Origin of the sequence: Litoreibacter janthinus (genome assembly GCF_900111945.1) — a bacterium.
Classification (GTDB): domain Bacteria; phylum Pseudomonadota; class Alphaproteobacteria; order Rhodobacterales; family Rhodobacteraceae; genus Litoreibacter; species Litoreibacter janthinus.
Genome location: NZ_FOYO01000001.1, coordinates 3,116,899 through 3,131,976 on the forward strand (window position 1 = coordinate 3,116,899; position 15,078 = coordinate 3,131,976).

Genomic DNA, 15,078 nt, shown 5'->3' on the forward strand with positions numbered 1-15,078 from the left:
TAGGTCAGGTCCCCTCTTGCCCAGCCGATTGACTGGGGGTCTTGCATCAAAAAAGGCCGGGACGCGCTTGCGCGCATCCCGGCCCTGTTGGTCTTGTTGTCGGTTGTCTGGTTTTTATTTGCAGATGCCGGCGTCGTCACAGAACACGCCAGCGGCGCCGCCGATAACGGCACCAGTGACTGCGCTACCGCCAGTTGCAGAGGCAATGGCCGCGCCGGCGCCGGCGCCCACAAGGCCGCGTTCAGCGTCGCTGTCACAAGCTGAAAGAGCGAAGGCCGCGGCGATAAAAGTCGAAGTGATGAGTGTCTTACGCATTGGGGTTCTCCTTGATTACTCTTGGAGACCCAACACCTGAACACGGGGAAAAGTTTCATTTTATTTGAAACGCCCCGGATCGGGCGGAAAACTGCGCGTCGCACAGGGTGAGCATCGGCGCAATGCCGCCAGCCGCTTGATCTGAATAAAAAAAGAGGTCTGCTCGCAAAAGCAGACCTCTTTAGAGGGGAAGGGTAACGGTCTTGTACTTGCAGGTCCATCGCTGTGCTGGAGGGATTGACTTGCACCCCTAGGATGCGACGCGCCAGCGAGCGAGAAAACAAGGATGTTGCCCTAGCGTCAAATTGAGCATCATTTCGCTCAATTCCGTCAAATGGAAGCACAATCCCGCCCATTACTCGATGAATTCCTCAGCAAAAGCGTTCGGAAAAGTCGCCTGCACGCGGTTCATATCGATCCGCAGAAGCGCCTCGTAACTCGCGGGATCGAAAGGCTCTTCTGCGGGCACGACTTCGCGACCGAAGACCCAGTTCAGGCGCCCAGCATCGAGATTGCCACGCTCGAACGGTTCATCCCCGAAGTGCTGCACCAGCGCCCACATGAACCCGGCATCTGCGCGTCGATCCGCAGGGCGTCTGTCGGCGTAGCGTTCCCGCGCAATCAACGGCGTGGGGCCGTTCTTGTTGTCGCGGCGAATCGTAAATTGAAAATCCGTCCCCGGCAGCCGTGAGGGGAACCCTTTATGCTTCAGCATGTCGAAACCTTTGCGCGAACGTCCTTGGGACTGCCCCAGCCGTAGCGCAAACGCCAACTGCTCGCGCGGGCGCGTTTCGAGGTCAGATCAAGTTTTGAGAAAAGCGATTCGGCGACAGGCCTAGTGGAAGCCGTCTGGCCGGAGGGGTTTTGCGGGGCGTAGCGAGAAGCCCGCCCCGCAAATATATTAGTACTTGTTGTAGCTTGGCTCTGCAGCAACTGGCTCAACAATAACAACTTCTTCTTCTTGCTGGCCGCCGCAAGCTGCGACGATTGCAACGAAGCCGAAGACGGCGATTGCTTTGATGCTCTTGGACATCTGAGTCTCCTGTTTTGGTCTGACGAATCATTAATGGGGCTAATCCCCACTCCTTCCTCGCACACATTAGGGGTCACAGAAATGTAACCTGGCTGCAAGGTAGCCGTTCCATTGGCAAAAAAATATATCTTCAATGTGTCTGTGGCGCGATGTGTTGCGAATGCATCATCCGCGCCACAGCTTGAGCCTTGTGGGCCAACATTTTGTGTTTTCATCATATTCCGCCCCAAACGCAGGTGCCGTCCTCGACCGTGAACAAGTCGAAATATTGCACGACATTCGGCGCGGATTCGCCGAAAGGAACCTCTTCTGAGGCAACAGACACTACAATTTCACGCGCATTGGGTGCAAACTCGGCAACAATCCGCAGGCCTTCGCTCTCGCAGAGCGCCTGAAAGTCGGGCTCGATCACTTCGAATCCGAACTGCGCCCGATTGGCGATTTGTGGGGCAACCAGACGCATCCGAACCATCCGTCGCACAGCATCATATGCTCCGGGCGGCTCGAACAGATTTTCGAACGGCAGGTATTCTACGCCTGACACAGCGCGCAACGGCTTTGATTCGGCGGCAAACGCCCCCGTTCCGATAACCATCAAAAGCGCCGCGAGCTTCATGTGGGCCGCCTCGCTACGCAGTCGATCTCTACCAAAGCGCCGACGGCCAAAGCCGTCACCCCGATGGTCGTGCGCGCAGGCAATCGGTCGGCAGGGAAGAAGCTTTTGTAGGTCTCATTAAACACCGCATAGTCGCGCTCGAACTCGGTCAGAAAGCAGCGGCATTGCACCACATGGCTCAGATCAAGCCCGACGCCCTTCAGCACGGTCTCAAGATTGAGCATCACCTGACGCGTCTGCGCTTCCACGCCCGCTTCGAGCGGGTCAGTCGTGGCCCCACCCGGCTTGGTGGGCATTTGGCCCGTCAGAATGACCCAGCCGTCGCTTTCCACGGCATGGGAAAACGGAGCGACATGTGTCGGCGCGTCAGAGATGTTGTGGAATTTCGGCATCACGACCTCAAAGCGGGATATTGTCGTGCTTTTTCCACGGGTTTTTCAACGACTTGCCGCGCAGCGATGCGAAGGCCCGCGCCACGCGTTTGCGGGTGGAGTGCGGCATGATCACCTCGTCGATGAAGCCCTTCTCGGCGGCCACAAACGGGTTGGCAAAGCGGTCCTCGTAGTCGGCTGTTCGGGCGGCGATTTTTTCTGCATCACCCAACTCACCACGATACAGGATTTCAACCGCACCCTTGGCCCCCATCACCGCAATCTCGGCAGTCGGCCATGCGTAGTTGAAATCCCCGCGAAGGTGTTTGGACGCCATCACGTCATAGGCGCCGCCATAGGCCTTGCGGGTGATCACGGTCACCTTTGGCACGGTGGCCTCGCCATAAGCGAAAAGCAGTTTCGCGCCGTGTTTGATAACGCCGCCGTATTCCTGCGATGTCCCCGGCAAGAAACCCGGCACGTCTACAAGGGTCAGGATCGGAATTTCGAACGCATCGCAGAACCGCACGAAACGCGCCGCCTTGCGCGACGAGTCGATGTCGAGGCAGCCCGCCAGAACCATCGGCTGGTTTGCCACAACGCCGACAGTCTGCCCTTCAAGGCGCACAAACCCCGTCAGGATGTTCTTGGCAAAGTCTTCCTGAATTTCAAAGAAATCACCCTCATCCGCCAGTTTGGTGATCAGTTCTTTCATATCGTAGGGCGTGTTCGCGTTGGATGGCACCAGCGTATCAAGGCTGTCTTCAATGCGTGCCGGGTCGTCAAAGAACGGGCGAACCGGAGCTTTCTGACGGTTGTTGAGCGGCAGGAAGTCGACCAAACGGCGCACTTCGGCCAAGGCTTCCACGTCATTCTCAAACGCGCCATCTGCAACCGAGGACTTCTTGGTATGGGTGCTCGCGCCGCCCAATTCCTCTGCAGTGACCACCTCGTTGGTGACGGTTTTCACCACGTCAGGGCCGGTGACGAACATATAAGACGAATCTCTGACCATGAAGATGAAGTCTGTCATGGCGGGCGAGTAGACCGCGCCGCCTGCACATGGCCCCATGATCACGCTAATCTGCGGAACGACGCCCGATGCCATGATGTTGCGCTGAAAAACTTCCGCGTAGCCCGCCAAGGACGCAACGCCCTCCTGGATACGTGCGCCGCCGGAATCGTTGATACCGATCACCGGCGCGCCGTTCTGCATCGCCATATCCTGAATCTTGCAAATTTTTTGCGCGTGCGTTTCCGAGAGTGAGCCGCCAAACACCGTAAAGTCTTGGGAGAACACGTAAACCAGACGACCATTAATGGTGCCCCAGCCTGTCACAACCCCGTCCCCTGCGGGCCGCTCGGCTTCCATGCCGAACTCGGTGCAGCGATGCGCCACGAACATGTCGAACTCTTCAAAGCTGCCTTCATCAAGTAGAAGCTCGATCCGCTCACGCGCCGTCAGTTTGCCTTTGGCGTGCTGAGCGGCAATGCGGCGCTCACCGCCCCCTTGGCGGGCCGTTTCGCGGCGGTCTTCCAATTCGCTGAGGATATCTTTCATGGCGCGGGCCTCCCATATAAGTTGGGCGGAACTTACACCTGCGCCGCGATGCGGCAAAGAACCAAACGGCAAATTTGCAAATTAAGCAAATTTACAGTGGTGAATAATGCAAAGCTGCAAATAGCTGAACTAATGGGTTCACCTCTCTAAGTGCCGCCCCTATCGTTCTGGAAATGAGTTATTCGTCCGCGCGCCTATTTGATCGCGCTACCCCACCGCATATTGTGACGCTCGTGCTTCTGGCCGGCGTGTCGGCTATGAACATGTCGATTTTCCTCCCGTCGCTCCCGGCGATGACAGAGGCATTTCACACCGAATACGGCATCATGCAGCTGTCAATTTCGCTCTATCTGGCCTTCACCGCCGTGCTGCAAATTCTAATCGGACCGCTGTCGGATCGCTACGGACGGCGCCCTATTGTGATCGGCGCCCTTGTCATCTTTGCAGCGGCATCGATTGGCTGTTATGCGTCACAGACCATCGAAATGTTCCTTACTTTCCGCATGATAGCCGCCTCCGTGGCGGTTGGAATGGTGATGTCGCGTGCAATCGTGCGGGACGTGGTCCCAATGGCGGAAGCCGCCTCAACCATTGGCTATGTGACTATGGGAATGTCTCTGGTGCCAATGTTTGCACCAACTATCGGCGGCTTCATCGACGAGATCTTCGGCTGGCGCAGTATTTTCCTGTTCACTTTCGCTTTTGGCGCAGGGCTAGCACTGCTTTGCTGGGCGGATCAGGGCGAGACCAATCAAGCAAAGTCCGTAAGCTTTCTTGCGCAATTCAAAGATTACCCAGAACTGTTTACCTCCCCGCGTTTCTGGGGGTACGCAATGTCCGCCGCGTTCGCCTCCGGCGCGTTCTTCGCTTTTCTTGGCGGGTCGCCCTATGTGGCCTCGGTCGTGTATGAGCTCCCGCCCACCACGACGCGCTATCTGTTCGGCGTCCCGGCCATCGGTTACTTCATCGGCAATCTTTTCTCGGGGCGTTATTCCGTCAGCATTGGGGTGAACCGCATGATCCTGATCGGCTGCGTACTATTGGTCTTCGGAATGGCCGCATCCTTGCTGGTCACGACAATCGGCTACGGGTCAGCCTTCACCTTCTTCGCGTTTTGTACCTTTGTGGGCTTGGGCAATGGCATGGTTTTACCCAATGCCACTGCTGGCCTTCTGTCCGTGCGCCCACATCTGGCAGGCACCGCATCCGGTGTAGGCGGTGCGATCATGATTGGCGGCGGAGCGGCGCTGGCTGCCCTGTCAGGCTCGCTGCTGGAACACGGCCATGGCAGCTTCCCGTTGCAATGGGTGATGTTACTGAGCGCTGCGGCAAGCCTTGTGTCGATCATGTTGGTGCTACGCCGCGAAAGCGCCAGCAACTCTGCTTGAGAGACGGCTTTGCAAAGGCTATGACGGGGCATAGCAAACTTGCAAAGGTGCGCCGAAGATGGCCCCACGAAAACTCTATGTCGGCACAAAGTTACGCGAACTGCGCACCCGTATCGGGCTGACGCAAAAGGCATTTGCGGCCAAGCTTGGGATATCGCTGCCTTATCTCAACCAGATGGAGAACAACAACCGTCCGGTCTCGACGTCTGTGGTCCTTGCAATGGCCAGCGAGTTCGGCTTCGACGTCACCGAGCTATCCACCGGCGATGCGGAGCGGATGGTCACAGACATGTCCGAAATCCTGTCGGACCCGATATTTGCCGAAATTGCCCCGCCCTTAGCCGATTTACGCTTAGCCGCATCAAACGCCCCTGCGCTGTCACGCGCTTTTATCGAGCTGCACCGCGCTTACCGCCAAACCCATGAGCGGCTCGCCTCGTTGGACGAGGTTTTGGGGCAGGAAGCCACCAATTTGCAGCCTAGTCCGTGGGAGGAGGTTCGCGACTTCTTTCACTATTGCGATAATTACATTGATGCCGTCGACCGTGCCGCAGAGCTGTTTGCAAGCACAGTAGACGGTGACATCCTGCGTGCTGGCAACCTCAAGTTCGAGCTGCAATTCACCGATAGTAAAAACCTTCGCCGCTATGATCCGGTGAGCAACGCACTGCGCCTTGCAGCCAGCGCCCTCCCTTCCACGCAACGGTTCCAATTGCTGCACCAGATTGCACTTCTCGAACAAAATGAGCTTTTGGAGGCGACTTTGGACCTCGCGCGGTTCCAAACTGACGCCGCGCGCCATATCGCCAAAATCGGACTGGCCAATTACTTCGCAGGTGCGGCCCTGATGCCCTACGCGAAGTTCTTGCAAGCGGCACAATCCACACGCCACGATCTGGAGCAACTGGCAGACCAATTCGGCGCGTCGATCGAACAAGTCGCGCATCGTCTGTCAACGCTGCAGCGGCCCGGTGCCAAAGGGATTCCGTTCTTCTTTGTGCGCGTGGATCAGGCTGGAACTATTACCAAGCGCCATTCTGCAACCCGCCTGCAATTTGCCCGTTTTGGTGGCCCCTGCCCCTTGTGGAACGTCCATCGCGCCTTCGAAACGCCCGGACGTTTCCTGCGCCAACTTGCCGAAACACCGGACGGGGTGCGGTATATCTCTATCGCGCGCGATGTTTCTAAACCGGGAGGCAGCTTCACGGCGCCCACCCGTCGCTATGCCATTGCCCTGGGTTGCGAGATGACCCACGCCAGTGCGCTTGTCTACGCAGACGACTTGTTGCCCGCCAGCCCGCAAGCTTTTGAGCCGATTGGAATTTCCTGTCGAATTTGCCCACGCCGCGACTGCCACCAACGCTCCGTCCCGCCACTTGAAAGCAAGCTCAGCGTGGATCACGACCAGCGCGGCACTCTGCCTTATACGGTCGAATAATGCGGGTTTTACTGCGGGCAGTTGTCCTTCTTTCCCTCTTCTTCGGCGCGTATTTCGGGCTGGAACGACTGGTCGTCTACCCGCTTGACCCGCGGGCCATTGCCCCTTCGGACGCGCGCATCACGGAAACCAAAGTCGGCGACATGGTCGTCTGGACTGCACCGCCCAAGCGCGGCAAGCCGACAGTACTGTATCTACATGGCAACGCGGGTCATATTGCGAAACGCACGGCTCGACTGCAGCGCCTGATGGATCGCGGCTACGGGATCGTGGCGCCTTCCTATCGCGGCAGCAATGGCAGTAAGGGCTGGCCGACCGAGGCTGGAATTTCCGAGGACATTCGTGCGCTCTACGCCGCCCTGACAGACGGCACACTGACCGGAACGCCAACAGTTCCAATCCTTTACGGCGAGAGCATCGGGGCCGCCGTTGCAATCAACCTCGCCACAACAAGCACACCGCGTCCCCGCGCAGTTGCCTTAGAAGCACCGTTCACTTCGCTCAAAGATGTAGCCGCGCATATGCACCCTCAACTTCCAATCGCGACGGGGCTGATGTTGAGCCGCTGGCCTTCGATTGAGCGCGCGCCGAAGTTGCAGGCCCCGCTGTTGATCCTGCACGGAACCAAGGATGACCTGATCCCGCCTGAGATGGGGAGAGCAATCCTTGCCGCCGCAGGCTCGAAGCAAAAGGAGCTTTACCCAGTGCAGGGTGCAGGCCATATCAATATCTGGACCGGCGACGCGCAACGTCGGCTGTATAAGTTCCTAGGTCAGTTCTGAGGTCGCCCCAATGGATCACCACGCAAAATACCCCGGACTGTCCGACCTAAAGGCCCGCGCCCGCAAACGCATCCCTCATTTCGTTTGGGAGTACCTCGACAGCGCTACCGGCCAAGAAGCCACCTTGAAACGCAATCGCACCCAGTTGGACGAGGTGCTGTTGCGCCCCTCCATCCTACACGGCGAATTTACGCCGGATCTTTCCACCACCTTCCTTGGCCGCGACTACAAGCTGCCATTTGGAATCGCCCCTGTCGGCATGTCGGGCCTGATCTGGCCGGGCGCCGAGCGCTTGCTGGCCGCAGAAGCTGCCCGCCAAGGCATCCCCTACTCCATGTCCACCGTGGCGACTCAAACGCCCGAAGACGTCGCCCCCTATCTTGGCGAGAACGCGTGGTTTCAGATGTACCCGCCCCGCGATGCGGACATCCGCAAAGACATGATGGCCCGCGCCAAAGCCGCTGGGTTCAATACGTTGATTATGACCGTTGATGTGCCCGTCGCCTCGCGCCGCGAACGCCAGACCCGTGGTGGCCTGACCCAGCCGCCACGTCTGACAGGTCGTTTGGCCGTGCAGGCTGCCATGCGCCCCGCTTGGCTCAATGGTATCCGCAAGACTGGGATGCCGCGCATGAAGCTGATGGATGGCTATGCCGAGAGCGTAAAACTCGACAAGACCATGCGCAGCTCGACCGCGCATGTTGGCTACCTGCTGCGCACCTCGCCGGATTGGGATTACGTCAAATACTTGCGCGATGAATGGGACGGCCCGCTGATCATCAAAGGCGTGGCCAATGCCGACGATGCTGCCCGCTTGCAAGACGAGGGCGTGGACGCGCTGTGGGTCTCCAACCATGCCGGCCGCCAGTTCGACGGCGGCCCCGCCACCATCGAGACGTTACCCCACGTTCGGGCCGCGACCACTTTGCCGCTTATCTTCGATAGCGGTATCGAAGGGGGTCTCGATATCCTGCGCGCCATCGCATTGGGGGCGGATTTCGTGATGCTGGGACGTGCGTGGCACTACGCGCTTGGGGCCTTGGGTGAGGCGGGTCCGGCCCATTTGGCGGATATGCTGGCCAAGGATATGGCCTCCAACATGGGCCAATTGGGCACGAGAACGCTGGACGACTTGCCCGGCAGGCTGCTCCGGCCCTAGCAAACTCGAGCAAACAGGTAGGTGTTAGCGCCACCAAAAATTAGATATACCCAGTTGTAACCAGTTTACGACATGCGCCTTTAAGCCTATTCATGCTGCAACTGCACAGATAGGGGCGCCCTGCCATGGCCGATTTCAAGAAAATCCTCATTGCCAACCGCGGCGAAATTGCCATCCGAGTGATGCGCGCTGCCAACGAGATGGGGAAGAAAACCGTCGCTGTCTACGCCGAGGAAGACAAGCTTGGCCTCCACCGCTTCAAAGCGGATGAGGCCTATAAGATTGGCGAAGGGCTTGGCCCCGTGGCCGCCTATCTGAGCATTGAAGAAATCATCCGCGTCGCCAAAATGTCGGGCGCTGACGCGATCCATCCGGGCTACGGTTTGCTCTCCGAGAACCCTGAATTCGTTGATGCCTGCGACGCCGCCGGAATCAAGTTTATCGGCCCAAAGGCTGAGACGATGCGGGCGCTTGGTGACAAAGCCTCCGCCCGACGCGTTGCAATCGAAGCCGATGTGCCTGTCATTCCCGCGACCGAAGTTCTTGGCGACGATATGGCGAAGATCAAAGAGCAAGCTGCCGAAGTTGGCTATCCGCTGATGCTCAAAGCCTCTTGGGGTGGCGGCGGTCGCGGCATGCGCCCGATCTTTTCCGAGGACGAGCTTGAGGAAAAGGTTCTTGAAGGTCGCCGCGAAGCCGAAGCCGCCTTCGGCAATGGTGAGGGCTATCTGGAAAAGATGATCCAGCGCGCCCGCCACGTCGAGGTGCAGATCCTTGGCGACAGCCATGGCCAGATCTATCACCTGTATGAGCGCGACTGCTCGGTTCAGCGCCGCAACCAAAAAGTCGTGGAACGCGCCCCTGCCCCTTACCTGTCGGGCACGCAGCGCGAACAAATTTGCCAGTTGGGCAAGAAAATCTGCGAGCATGTGAACTACGAATGCGCTGGCACCGTCGAGTTCCTGATGGATATGGACAGCGGCAAATTCTACTTCATCGAAGTCAACCCGCGCGTCCAGGTGGAGCACACTGTCACCGAGGAAGTGACCGGCATCGACATCGTTCGCGCGCAAATCCTGATCGCTGAGGGCAAGTCGCTGATCGAGGCCACCGGCTGCGCGTCGCAATATGACGTAAAACTGGACGGTCACGCGCTGCAGTGCCGCGTGACCACCGAAGACCCGCAAAATAACTTTATCCCTGACTATGGGCGCATCACCACTTACCGCTCTGCCACGGGCATGGGTATCCGGCTTGATGGCGGCACCGCCTATTCGGGCGCTGTGATCACCCGCTATTACGACAGCCTGCTTGAAAAGGTGACCGCTTGGGCCCCGACCCCCGAGGCCACGATCTCACGCATGGACCGCGCCCTGCGCGAGTTCCGTATCCGTGGCGTATCGACCAACATCGCTTTCGTGGAAAACCTGCTCAAACACCCGACCTTCCTGAACTATGAGTACCATACCAAGTTCATCGACGAGACGCCGGAGCTGTTCGATTTCAAGAAGCGTCGCGACCGTGCCACGAAGATCCTGACCTATATTGCGGACATCACGATCAACGGCCACCCTGAGACCGAAGGGCGTCCTGTGCCCGCCGAGGCCCGCATTCCCAAAGCACCTGAGCCTGTGGGCGAGCCCGCTTATGGCACGCGCAACATTCTGGAAGATCACGGCCCACAAGCCGTGGCCGACTGGATGCAGGACCAAAAGCAACTTTTGATCACCGACACCACCATGCGTGACGGTCACCAATCCCTTCTGGCGACCCGCATGCGCTCCATCGATATGATCCGTGTGGCGCCGACCTATGCGTCCAACATGCCGCAACTGTTCTCGATGGAATGCTGGGGCGGCGCGACCTTTGACGTCGCCTACCGCTTCTTGCAGGAATGCCCGTGGCAGCGCCTGCGCGATCTGCGCACGGCTATGCCCAACCTCATGACGCAAATGCTGCTGCGCGCGTCCAATGGCGTGGGCTACACAAACTATCCTGACAACGTAGTGCAGGAGTTCGTGCGCCAAGCGGCCGAGACCGGCGTGGACGTATTCCGCGTGTTCGACAGCTTAAACTGGGTTGAAAACATGCGCGTCGCCATGGACGCTGTGGGCGAAAGCGGCAAGGTGTGCGAAGGTGCCATTTGCTACACCGGCGACATTCTGAACCCTGATCGTGCCAAGTATTCCCTGCAATATTATGTGGATATGGGCAAAGAGCTGAAAGCCGCTGGTGCACATGTTCTGGGCCTGAAAGACATGGCTGGCCTTCTGAAACCCGCCTCTGCCACAATCCTTGTCAAAGCGCTGAAGGAAGAGGTCGGGCTGCCGATCCACTTCCACACCCACGACACCGCTGGCGGCGCGATTGCGTCGATCCTTGCCGCATCAGCTGCAGGCGTGGACGCGGTCGATTGCGCCATGGACGCATTGTCGGGCAACACCAGCCAAGCGACGCTCGGCTCCGTCGTCGAAGCCTTGTCCCACACCGAGCGCGACACCGGCCTAGACATCAAAACCGTGCGCCAGATTTCTGACTACTGGGAAGCGGTCCGCGGCCAGTACGCGGCGTTTGAAAGCGGCATGCAAGCTCCGGCTTCCGAGGTGTACCTGCACGAGATGCCAGGTGGGCAGTTCACCAACCTCAAGGCGCAAGCTCGCTCCGTCGGGCTAGAGGAACGCTGGCATGAGGTCGCGCAGACCTATGCAGACGTAAACCAGATGTTTGGTGATATCGTGAAAGTGACGCCATCTTCCAAGGTGGTCGGTGACATGGCGTTGATGATGGTCTCACAAGGCCTGACCCGCGCGCAAGTCGAAGACCCGAAGACCGACGTGGCGTTCCCTGACAGCGTGATCGACATGATGCGCGGAAATCTAGGGCAACCTCCGGGTGGCTGGCCCAAGGCAATCCAGAAGAAAATTCTCAAAGGCGAAAAGCCGATGACCCACCGTCCCGGCGAAAAGCTGGAGCCAGTCAATCTGGAAGCCGCCCGCGCCGAGCTTTCCACGAAGCTGGGCGGGCGGGAGATCGATAACGAGGATCTGAACGGCTACCTGATGTATCCGAAGGTCTTCACCGACTACGCAGAACGCCACGAACTCTATGGCCCAGTGCGTACCTTGCCCACGCGAACGTTCTTCTATGGCATGGAGCCCGGCGAGGAAATCAGCGCCGAGATTGATCCCGGCAAGACGCTGGAAATCCGCATGCAGGCCGAAGGCGAAACCAATGATGCGGGCGAAGCCAAGATCTTCTTCGAGCTAAACGGCCAGCCAAGGGTGATCCGCGTGCCAAACCGCAAAGCGACGTCCGCCACCGCTCGGATGCCAAAGGCCGAGGTCGGCAACCCGAACCACATCGGCGCCCCAATGCCCGGCGTTGTGGCGACCGTTGCGGCGCGCGCGGGGGCCGAGGTCAAGGAAGGCGATCTGCTGCTGACAATCGAAGCCATGAAGATGGAAACCGGCATCCACGCCGAACGTGACGCCGTTATCAAGGCGGTCCACGTGGTTCCAGGTGGTCAGATTGACGCCAAAGATTTGCTTATCGAGTTCGAAGACGTTTGACCTGAATGTCGCCCGCTTTGCGGGCGGCGTCATGATTTTGGCTGGTTTGACTGGCGAGCGGTGAAACCGGAAGCTAGGCTCTTGTGAGCGGCTCGTATCGGAGCCTTGAGCAGGATCACCTAACGCCATGAAACTTATTGTTCTTACCGACACCCATATGGTCGAATCCGGCGGCAACATCATCGGACTGGAGCCTGCAGAACGGCTGACCGAAGTCTTGGATCACGCGTTGCAGAGCCACCCTGACGCCGCCCATCTCGTGATCTTGGGCGATCTGACCCATCACGGACGCGCCGCCCAATATGCCCGACTGCGCGACCTCCTTGCACATGTCGCCGTACCGGTCTCGCTCATGCTGGGAAATCACGATGATCGGGCAAAATTCATCGAGGCGTTTCCCGAAGCCCCGCTTACCCCGTCTGGCCATGTGCAGCATGTCGTGCAATTGGGCGATCATCACCTGATCTGCCTCGACAGTTACGACGACAATGCCAACCCGCGCCATTCCGGTGTTCTGTGTGAAGCCCGCATGGCTTGGCTTCGCGACGCGCTAGTCGCCGCGCAAGGTGCACCGGTCACCTTGGCCTTGCACCATCCGCCCTTTGTGACGGGCCTCGACGGGATGGACGACATTCGCCTGCGCAACGATGACGAACTCCACGCACTGATCGCAGAGTTTCCCAACGTGGTGCAACTGCTCTGTGGCCATGTGCACCGGACCATCTCCGGTGGTGCACGCGGCACGCCCTACGCGACTTTCAAAGGCACATGCCACCAGACGCCGATGTATCTGGGCGTCGCAGGTAGCGACCATTCCATCGATGAGCCCGGCGGTTATGGTGTCGTCCTGTTCACCGATGACGGGGTGATCGTCCATAATGACGATCTTGGCCCGCGCGGCGCGCCCACAGTGGACGGCCATTCCGCCTAATCCCCGTGAATTGATAACCGACGCCTTGTTGCCCCTGCCCCCCGCACATAAGTTGCGGGGAAACACGAATAAAGGATTTCCCATGTACACCCCATTCCTGCCCGTCCCAAAACTACCCCTTCGCGATCTGGCCGAGGGTGGCGGAGGATTGGGCAACCTTCCGGACTGGGATCTGAGCGATCTGTACACCGCGCCCGACGCCAAGGAATTCAAGCGAGACATGGACTGGCTGGAGCAAGCCTGCGCCGATTTCGCCTCTGACTACGAAGGCAAACTGGCCGACCTGGACGCCAAGGGCCTGCTGGAATGTGTGCTTCGCTATGAGAAGATCGACACCGTGTCAGGTCGCGTTATGTCCTATGCGGGTCTGCGCTACTATCAGAACACCACCGATGCCGAGCGTGCGCAGTTCATGGCCAACGCGCAAGACAGGATCACCGCGTTCTCCACGCCCCTGGTGTTTTTCTCCCTTGAAATCAACCGCATATCCGACGAAAAGCTTGATGCGCTGTTCGGGCAAGATCCCGATCTGGCCCGTTACAAACCAATCTTCGACCGTCTGCGCGCCATGCGGCCCTATCAGTTGTCGGACGAGCTGGAAAAATTCCTGCACGACCAGTCCACGGTTGGCGCTGCCGCGTGGAACCGTTTGTTTGATGAGACCATCGCGGGTTTGCAATTCACGGTGAACGGCGACGAGCTGAACATCGAGGGGACCCTCAATCTGCTCACCGATCCTGACCGCAGCCAGCGCGAGGCCGCCGCCCGCGAACTGTCTCGTGTCTTCGGCGCGAACGTCAAACTCTTTTCCCGCGTCCACAACACTCTGGCCAAGGAAAAGGACATCGAAGACCGTTGGCGTGGCATGCCCACGCCCCAAACCGGCCGCCATCTTGCCAACCATGTAGAGCCAGAGGTGGTCGAGGCCCTGCGCAACGCCGTTGTCGCCGCCTACCCCAAGCTGTCGCACCGCTATTACGAGTTGAAGCGTAAGTGGCTAGGCCTTGACGTGATGCAGGTCTGGGACCGCAACGCGCCACTGCCACTAGAAGACCCGCGCTTGGTGGGCTGGGAAGAGGCGCAGCAAACCGTGATGGAGGCCTACCACGACTTCGCCCCGGAAATGGCCGGCATTGCCGAGCCGTTCTTCAAACGCGGCTGGATCGACGCAGGCGTCAAACCCGGTAAAGCCCCCGGCGCCTTCGCCCATCCCACCGTCGCCGACGTGCACCCTTACGTGATGCTGAACTACCTCGGCAAACCCCGCGACGTCATGACCCTCGCGCACGAGCTTGGCCACGGCGTCCACCAAGTCCTCGCCGCGGGCCAAGGCGAGCTGTTGTCCTCCACCCCGCTCACACTGGCTGAAACCGCGTCGGTCTTCGGGGAGATGCTCACCTTCCGCAAAATGCTGTCCAAGGCCAAATCCCAAGCCGAGCGTAAAATCCTGCTCGCCGGCAAGGTCGAAGACATGATCAACACGGTCGTGCGCCAGATCGCCTTCTACGACTTCGAGTGCAAACTCCACGCCGCCCGCGCTCAAGGCGAGCTGACACCGGACGACATCGGCGCGTTGTGGATGTCGGTTCAGGCCGAAAGCCTGGGACCAGCGTTCGAATACATGGACGGCTACGACACCTTCTGGTCCTACGTGCCGCATTTCGTTCACTCGCCCTTCTACGTCTACGCCTACGCGTTTGGAGACGGCTTGGTAAACGCGCTCTACGCGGTCTACGAGGAAGGAGGAGACGACTTCCAGGACAAGTATTTCGACATGCTCAAGGCAGGCGGATCGAAGCACCACAAAGAGCTTCTGGCCCCGTTTGGACTAGACGCCTCCGACCCGAAATTCTGGGACAAGGGCCTGTCGATGATCTCGGGAATGATCGACGAATTGGAAGCGATGGAAGAGTAA

Annotated in this window: 13 protein-coding genes; 7 read left to right on the top strand and 6 right to left on the bottom strand. The window is 59.0% G+C overall.

From position 1 onward, the window contains the following. Positions 1 to 114 precede the first annotated feature (114 nt). The 6 genes from BM352_RS15585 to BM352_RS15605 form a co-directional block, all read right to left on the bottom strand. Positions 115 to 315, bottom strand: a complete 201-nt coding sequence (locus tag BM352_RS15585; RefSeq protein WP_090218674.1) for a hypothetical protein — start codon at positions 313 to 315, stop codon at positions 115 to 117. Positions 316 to 670: 355 nt separating this feature from the next. Then, complete coding sequence (locus tag BM352_RS15590) at positions 671 to 1,030, bottom strand: hypothetical protein (protein ID WP_090218676.1); 360 nt, start codon at positions 1,028 to 1,030, stop codon at positions 671 to 673. A gap of 186 nt (positions 1,031 to 1,216) precedes the next feature. Next, a complete protein-coding gene (locus BM352_RS19250; protein ID WP_281245121.1) occupies positions 1,217 to 1,348 on the bottom strand; it encodes a hypothetical protein in 132 nt (43 codons plus the stop codon). A gap of 214 nt (positions 1,349 to 1,562) precedes the next feature. Beyond that, positions 1,563 to 1,964 carry a DUF6497 family protein gene (locus BM352_RS15595; RefSeq protein ID WP_090218678.1) on the bottom strand — a complete coding sequence of 134 codons (402 nt, stop codon included), beginning with the start codon at positions 1,962 to 1,964 and terminating at the stop codon, positions 1,563 to 1,565. Continuing rightward, positions 1,961 to 2,356, bottom strand: coding sequence for a RidA family protein (locus tag BM352_RS15600; protein WP_090218680.1), 396 nt, complete (start codon positions 2,354 to 2,356; stop codon positions 1,961 to 1,963). The genes BM352_RS15595 and BM352_RS15600 overlap by 4 nt, the downstream gene beginning before the upstream one ends. A gap of 7 nt (positions 2,357 to 2,363) precedes the next feature. Further along, positions 2,364 to 3,896 carry an acyl-CoA carboxylase subunit beta gene (locus BM352_RS15605; protein ID WP_090218683.1) on the bottom strand — a complete coding sequence of 511 codons (1,533 nt, stop codon included), beginning with the start codon at positions 3,894 to 3,896 and terminating at the stop codon, positions 2,364 to 2,366. A gap of 173 nt (positions 3,897 to 4,069) precedes the next feature. On the opposite strand from BM352_RS15605, the gene BM352_RS15610 reads away from it, so the two are divergent. The 7 genes from BM352_RS15610 to BM352_RS15640 all read left to right on the top strand — a co-directional run bounded on the left by BM352_RS15610 (position 4,070) and on the right by BM352_RS15640 (position 15,078). Beyond that, complete coding sequence (locus BM352_RS15610; RefSeq protein ID WP_090218685.1) at positions 4,070 to 5,284, top strand: multidrug effflux MFS transporter; 1,215 nt, start codon at positions 4,070 to 4,072, stop codon at positions 5,282 to 5,284. A gap of 58 nt (positions 5,285 to 5,342) precedes the next feature. Then, entirely contained in the window at positions 5,343 to 6,722 is a 1,380-nt protein-coding gene (locus BM352_RS15615) for a helix-turn-helix domain-containing protein (protein WP_090218687.1), read from the top strand. Beyond that, entirely contained in the window at positions 6,722 to 7,504 is a 783-nt protein-coding gene (locus tag BM352_RS15620; protein ID WP_090218690.1) for an alpha/beta hydrolase, read from the top strand. The genes BM352_RS15615 and BM352_RS15620 overlap by 1 nt, the downstream gene beginning before the upstream one ends. Positions 7,505 to 7,514: 10 nt before the next feature. Continuing rightward, a complete protein-coding gene (locus BM352_RS15625) occupies positions 7,515 to 8,663 on the top strand; it encodes an alpha-hydroxy acid oxidase (protein WP_090218692.1) in 1,149 nt (382 codons plus the stop codon). Between the two features lie 125 nt (positions 8,664 to 8,788). Further along, positions 8,789 to 12,232, top strand: a complete 3,444-nt coding sequence (locus BM352_RS15630) for a pyruvate carboxylase (RefSeq protein WP_090218694.1) — start codon at positions 8,789 to 8,791, stop codon at positions 12,230 to 12,232. Between the two features lie 127 nt (positions 12,233 to 12,359). After that, a complete protein-coding gene (locus tag BM352_RS15635) occupies positions 12,360 to 13,163 on the top strand; it encodes a phosphodiesterase (protein WP_090218696.1) in 804 nt (267 codons plus the stop codon). Positions 13,164 to 13,245: 82 nt separating this feature from the next. Beyond that, on the top strand, positions 13,246 to 15,078 hold the full coding sequence (locus BM352_RS15640; protein ID WP_090218697.1) for a M3 family oligoendopeptidase: 1,833 nt from the start codon (positions 13,246 to 13,248) through the stop codon (positions 15,076 to 15,078).

What these genes read in the sequence shown, in the direction of transcription:
- BM352_RS19250 (WP_281245121.1), bottom strand. Translation starts at nt 1,348, where the DNA reads ATGTCCAAGAGCATCAAAGCAATCGCCGTCTTCGGCTTCGTTGCAATC.
- BM352_RS15610 (WP_090218685.1), top strand. Translation starts at nt 4,070, where the DNA reads ATGAGTTATTCGTCCGCGCGCCTATTTGATCGCGCTACCCCACCGCAT.
- BM352_RS15595 (WP_090218678.1), bottom strand. Translation starts at nt 1,964, where the DNA reads ATGAAGCTCGCGGCGCTTTTGATGGTTATCGGAACGGGGGCGTTTGCC.
- BM352_RS15605 (WP_090218683.1), bottom strand. Translation starts at nt 3,896, where the DNA reads ATGAAAGATATCCTCAGCGAATTGGAAGACCGCCGCGAAACGGCCCGC.
- BM352_RS15620 (WP_090218690.1), top strand. Translation starts at nt 6,722, where the DNA reads ATGCGGGTTTTACTGCGGGCAGTTGTCCTTCTTTCCCTCTTCTTCGGC.
- BM352_RS15585 (WP_090218674.1), bottom strand. Translation starts at nt 315, where the DNA reads ATGCGTAAGACACTCATCACTTCGACTTTTATCGCCGCGGCCTTCGCT.
- BM352_RS15625 (WP_090218692.1), top strand. Translation starts at nt 7,515, where the DNA reads ATGGATCACCACGCAAAATACCCCGGACTGTCCGACCTAAAGGCCCGC.
- BM352_RS15630 (WP_090218694.1), top strand. Translation starts at nt 8,789, where the DNA reads ATGGCCGATTTCAAGAAAATCCTCATTGCCAACCGCGGCGAAATTGCC.
- BM352_RS15600 (WP_090218680.1), bottom strand. Translation starts at nt 2,356, where the DNA reads ATGCCGAAATTCCACAACATCTCTGACGCGCCGACACATGTCGCTCCG.
- BM352_RS15615 (WP_090218687.1), top strand. Translation starts at nt 5,343, where the DNA reads ATGGCCCCACGAAAACTCTATGTCGGCACAAAGTTACGCGAACTGCGC.
- BM352_RS15590 (WP_090218676.1), bottom strand. Translation starts at nt 1,030, where the DNA reads ATGCTGAAGCATAAAGGGTTCCCCTCACGGCTGCCGGGGACGGATTTT.
- BM352_RS15635 (WP_090218696.1), top strand. Translation starts at nt 12,360, where the DNA reads ATGAAACTTATTGTTCTTACCGACACCCATATGGTCGAATCCGGCGGC.
- BM352_RS15640 (WP_090218697.1), top strand. Translation starts at nt 13,246, where the DNA reads ATGTACACCCCATTCCTGCCCGTCCCAAAACTACCCCTTCGCGATCTG.